The organism is Nonomuraea antimicrobica (assembly GCF_039536965.1).
In the GTDB taxonomy this organism is placed as follows: Bacteria; Actinomycetota; Actinomycetes; order Streptosporangiales; family Streptosporangiaceae; genus Nonomuraea; species Nonomuraea antimicrobica.
In genome coordinates this window covers 1-5163 of sequence record NZ_BAAAZP010000002.1, presented here as the reverse complement: position 1 = coordinate 5163, position 5163 = coordinate 1, and the positions used below count along the sequence as shown (strand labels likewise).

General features: G+C 69.9%; 1 protein-coding gene. It reads right to left on the bottom strand.

Annotated features, from left to right (window positions below; translation table 11 throughout):
- Positions 1-5134: SDR family NAD(P)-dependent oxidoreductase (locus tag ABD844_RS00035; RefSeq protein WP_344871550.1), on the bottom strand; the 5134-nt coding region annotated here is incomplete at its 3' end.
- Between the last annotated feature and the right edge of the window lie 29 nt (positions 5135-5163).

Genomic DNA, 5163 nt, shown 5'->3' with positions numbered 1-5163 from the left:
AGGAGGAGATGCCGGCGCGGCGTGGTTGGTGGGTTTGGGGCCAGGGGGTGGGTTGGTGGAGGAGGCGGATGTGGCCTTGAGTCCAGTCGATGTGGGTGGAGGGGGTGGCGGCGTGCAGGGTTTGCGGGAGGAGTTGGTGGTGCAGTGCTTGCACCATCTTGATCACACCCGCCACACCTGAGGCACACTGACTGTGGCCGATGTTGGACTTGACGCTTCCCAACCACAAAGGGTGCTCCGCCGGGCGGTCCCCGTAGACCTGGAGCAGGGCTTGGGCTTCGATGGGGTCGCCGAGTTTGGTGCCGGTGCCGTGCGCTTCGACGGCGTCGACGTCGTGGGGGGTGAGGCCGGCGTTGGTCAGTGCTTGGCGGATGACTCGTTCCTGGGAGGGGCCGTTGGGGGCGGTCAGGCCGTTGCTGGCGCCGTCCTGGTTGACCGCCGAGCCGCGGATCACCGCGAGTATCCGGTGTCCGTTGGCCAGGGCGTCCGGCAGCCGTTCCAGCAGTACCAGGCCCACTCCTTCGGAGAACACCGTGCCGTCGGCCTCCTCCGAGAACGCCTTGACCCGGCCGTCGGCGGCCAACCCCCGCTGCCGACTGAACTGGACATAGAGCTCCGCGCTCGGGAGTACGGTCACGCCGCCCGCGATGGCGAGCGCGCTCTCGCCGCGGCGTAGTGACTCGCAGGCCAGGTGGATGCCGACCAGAGAAGAGGAACAGGCCGTGTCCACGGTCAGCGCCGGCCCCTCAAGACCGAGCGTGTACGCCAACCGGCCTGACATGACGGAGGTGGAATTGCCCGTCACCAGATAGCCTTCGGTGTCGGCCGAGTGGGATTCCGCGCCGTAACCGGTGTGGGTCCCGCCGATGAAGACCCCGGTAGGAGTGCCGCGCAGTGAGTGCGGGTCGATTCCGGCTCGTTCCAGCACTTCCCAGCCGACCTCCAGCAGCAGCCGCTGCTGCGGATCGATCGCGATCGCCTCCCGCGGACTGATCCCGAAGAAACCCGCGTCGAACCCGGGCGCGTCCCGTAAGAAGCCGCCGTGACGGGTGTAGCTGGTGCCGATGTTGCCCGGGTCGGGGTGGTAGAGATTGTCCAGGTCCCACCCTCGGTCCTCGGGGAACGTGGTGATCCCCGAACGGCCCTGCTCGACCAGCTCCCACAACTGCTCCGGCGAGCCCACCCCGCCCGGATACCGGCACGCCATCGCCACGATCGCGATCGGCTCGCCCACCGTCCCCGCAGACGTGGACGCCGCCGGTGTGACCGGCGTGACCGCAGCGGTCGTATCGCCGGTCAGGCGGCTCAGCAGGTAGGCCGCGACAGCGGTCGGCGTGGGATGATCGAACACCAGCGTGGCCGGCAGCTTCACCCCCGCCGCCCTGCTCAGCCGGTTACGCAACTCCACCGAGGTCAGCGAATCGAACCCCAGCTCCTTGAACGGCCGGCCCGCCTCGATCACCTCATCGGAACCATGCCCCAGCACCGCCGCCGCCTCCGACCGCACCAGCGACACCACCACCTGCTCCCGCTCCACCCCCGGCAACGACGCCAACCGCCGCTGCAACGTCGACCCGCCCTGCTCCTCACCCGCCGTACGCACCGCCCGCCGCGCCGGAGCCCGTACCAGCCCACGCAGCAGCGCCGGCACGCCTCCCTCACGCGCGGCCATGATCCGGTCGTTGATCGGCTGGGGGAGCACGAACGGCTCGGGGTCGGCCAGGGCGGCGTCGAGTAGCTCGATGCCTTGAGCAGTGGAGATGCGGAGATAACCGGCTTGGTGGATGCGGGTGAGGTCGGTGTGGGTGAGGTGGGCGCTCATGCCGCTGGGTTGTTGCCAGAGTCCCCAGGCGAGGGATTGTGCGGGGAGGCCGTGGTGGCGGCGGTGGGTGGCCAGGGCGTCGAGGAAGGCGTTGGCGGCGGAGTAGTTGCCTTGTCCGGCGCTGTCGAGTGTTCCGGCGGAGGAGGAGTAGAGGACGAATGCGGCTAGGTCGAGGTGGTGGGTTGCTTGGTGGAGGTGCCAGGCGGCGTCGGCCTTGGGGGCGAGCACCCGGTCGATCTTGACCGGATCCAGCGAAGCCAGCACCCCATCGTCCAGCACCCCGGCAGTGTGGAACACCGCGGTCAGCGGATGCTCGGCAGAGACACCCGCCAGCAACCCCCGGATCTGCTCCGGCCGGGAGAGATCGCAGGCGGCGAACTCAACCCGTGCACCCGCAGCTTGCAGGTCGGCCCGGAGCTGGTCAGCGCCTGGCGCTTGGTCTCCGCGTCGGGAGGCGAGGAGGAGGTGGCGGGCTTGGCCGGTTGCGGCCAGGTGGCGGGCGAGGGTTGCGCCGAGGCCGCCGGTGCCGCCGGTGATCAGTGTCGTGCCGTCCGGGTCCGGGGTGTGCGGGATGGTCAGCACGATCTTGCCGGTGTGGCGTGCTTGGGCCATGAACCGGAACGCGTGCCCGGCCTGACGCACATCCCAGCAGCGGACCGGCAACCGCCGCAACGCCCCCTGCTGGAACAGGTCGAGTAGCTCGGCCATGATCGCGCCCACGCGGTCGGTGCCGGCGTCCATCAGGTCGAAGCTGCGGTAGACGGCGTGGGGGTGGCTGGCCTGGACCTGGGCCGGGGTGCGCCGGTCGGTCTTGCCCATCTCAATGAACCTGGCACCGCCGCTGTCGGTGAGGAGGTCGAGAGAGGCGTCGGTGAACTCCCCGGCCAAGGAGTTGAGCACCACATCCATACCGCACCCGGCGAAGGTGTGCGCGAAGTCGAGGGTGCGGGAGGAGGCGATGTGATCCTCCGCGATACCCAGGCCGCGTAACAGATGCTGCTTGGCCGGAGAAGCCGTGGCGAACACCTCAGCGCCGAGATGCCGGGCGATCTGGATGGCGGCCATGCCCACCCCACCCGCACCCGCATGGATCAGCACCCGCTCACCCGAACGCAACCCAGCCAGATCCACCAACCCATACCACGCCGTGGCGAACGCCACCGCCACCCCCGCACCCTCAGCGAACGACCAACCCACAGGCAACCCACACACCAGACGCCGATCAGCCACCACGGCAGGACCGAACGCGGCCTCCCCCAACCCCAGCACCCGATCCCCGACCCGCAACCCCTCCACATCCGGGCCCAGCTCGGTCACCACACCGGCGAACTCACCACCGATCGGCTCCCCCTGCTCAGGCACCATGCCCAAAGCCACCACGACATCCCGGAAGTTCAACCCCGCCGCCCGCACCGCCACCCGCACCTGCCCAGACTGCAACTCCTGGTCAGCTTCCGGGGCGGGCACCAAGGCCAACGCGTCCAGCGACTCCTTGGTGACGCTGTCCAACCGCCACGCACCAGCCCCGTCAGGAGTGTGCAGGTCGTTGGAGGTGGCGGCCTTGACCAGACGAGGCACCAGCACACCGCCCTCACGCACCGCCAACTGCGGCTCGTCATCCACACCGGCCACACCGGCCAGCGCCCCCCACGACTGCGGCGCCTCGTCCACGTCCACCAGCACGATCCGGCCCGGATGCTCCGCCTGCGCCGACCGCACCAGCCCACACACCGCCGCACCCACCAGATCCACCCCAGCAGCCTCCACACCCGCCACCACCACACCCCGCGTCACCAACACCAACCGCGCCCCGGCCAGCCGCTCCTCACCCAGCCAACGTCCCAACAGATCGGTCAGCCCGCTCAGACTCGAACGCAGCTCCTCGGGCATCGACCGCTCGTCCCCGACCGCGCGGGCCGCCTCGAAATGAACGATGGCGACATCGGGAGCAGCGGTCTGCCCGGAGGCGACAGCCTCGATCAACGCCGGCACGTCAGCGTGGTACGTCACGTCGTCGGTGATCGAAGCAAGTGCCGTATCGAGATCCGCTCGCTGCTCGCCGACCACCGCGACCCTGCCCGTCGGCGTGCCCGAGGCACGGTCCGGCGACGGGGTCCAGCGCAGGTGATGCAGCCAGTCGTGCCCCGCCTGGACGTTGGTCGTCAGTCCGCCGGGTGGTAGTGGTCGTGAGACGAGGGCGTCGATGTGTGCGACGGGGGTGCCGGTGGTGTCGGCCAGGTGGATGGCGACGGCTCCGTGCTGGTCTGGCGTGATGTGCACGCGCAGCCGTGTGGCGCCCGAGGCCAGCAGTTGCACCCCGGTCCAGGCGAACGGTAGCTGTACCTCCGCCTGCGGCGGGCCGGTGAGGGTCGTGGCATGCAGGGCAGCGTCCAGCAGGGCGGGATGCAAGCCGTATCGGGCGGCTTCGGCCGCTTCCCGTTCGCCGAGCTCCACCTCGGCGAACACCTCACCATCACGCGCCCAGGCACGTTTGAGCCCCTGGAACGCCGGACCGTAGCTGTAGCCGTCCGACGCCAGCACCTCGTACAGGTTCGACACCTCGACCGGCTCGGCACCAGCTGGCGGCCACTGCGCCAAATCGAACCGCGACCGCCCTTCCCCACCGACAGAGGCGAGCATGCCCTCCGCATGCCGCACCCACACCCCAGCACCAGCACCAGCACCGGCGCCGGAATCGGTGCGGGAATCTGCGCGTACGTTGGTGCGGGAGTGGATGCTGACCGCGCGTCGCCCGTCCGGTTCCGGGGCGGCCACGCGCACCTGCACATCGACCGGCTCGTCGGCGATGACCAGCGGGGCGTGCAGGGTGAGCTCGTCCAGCACCGGGCACCCGGCCTCATCCCCGGCCCGAACCGCCAGCTCCACCATGCCCGCACCGGGGAACAACACCGTGGCACCCACAGCGTGATCAGCCAGCCACCGCTGACCAACCCGAGACAAACGACCAGTGAGCACGATCTCACCGGTATCGGCAACCTGCACCGCCGCACCCAGCAACGGATGACTCACCTCACCCAACCCCGCCGCACGCACATCAGCCCGCCGCTCACCCTCCAACCAGAACCGGCGCCGCTGAAACGCATACGTCGGCAACTCCACCCCACCACCGACCCCAGCAGCCCCGCCGTCAGCCCCGCCACCAGTCCGGCCATCCCCGCCGATCCCGCCAACCCCGGCGACGCCGCCACCACCGGCGGCCAGGCCATCCCCGCCGACCGCGCTGGGCTGGCCGGGTCCGTCGAACAGTTTCGGCCAGTCCACCTCCACACCAGCGACGAACGCCTCACCCACCGAACGCAGAAACCGCGCAGCACCACCCT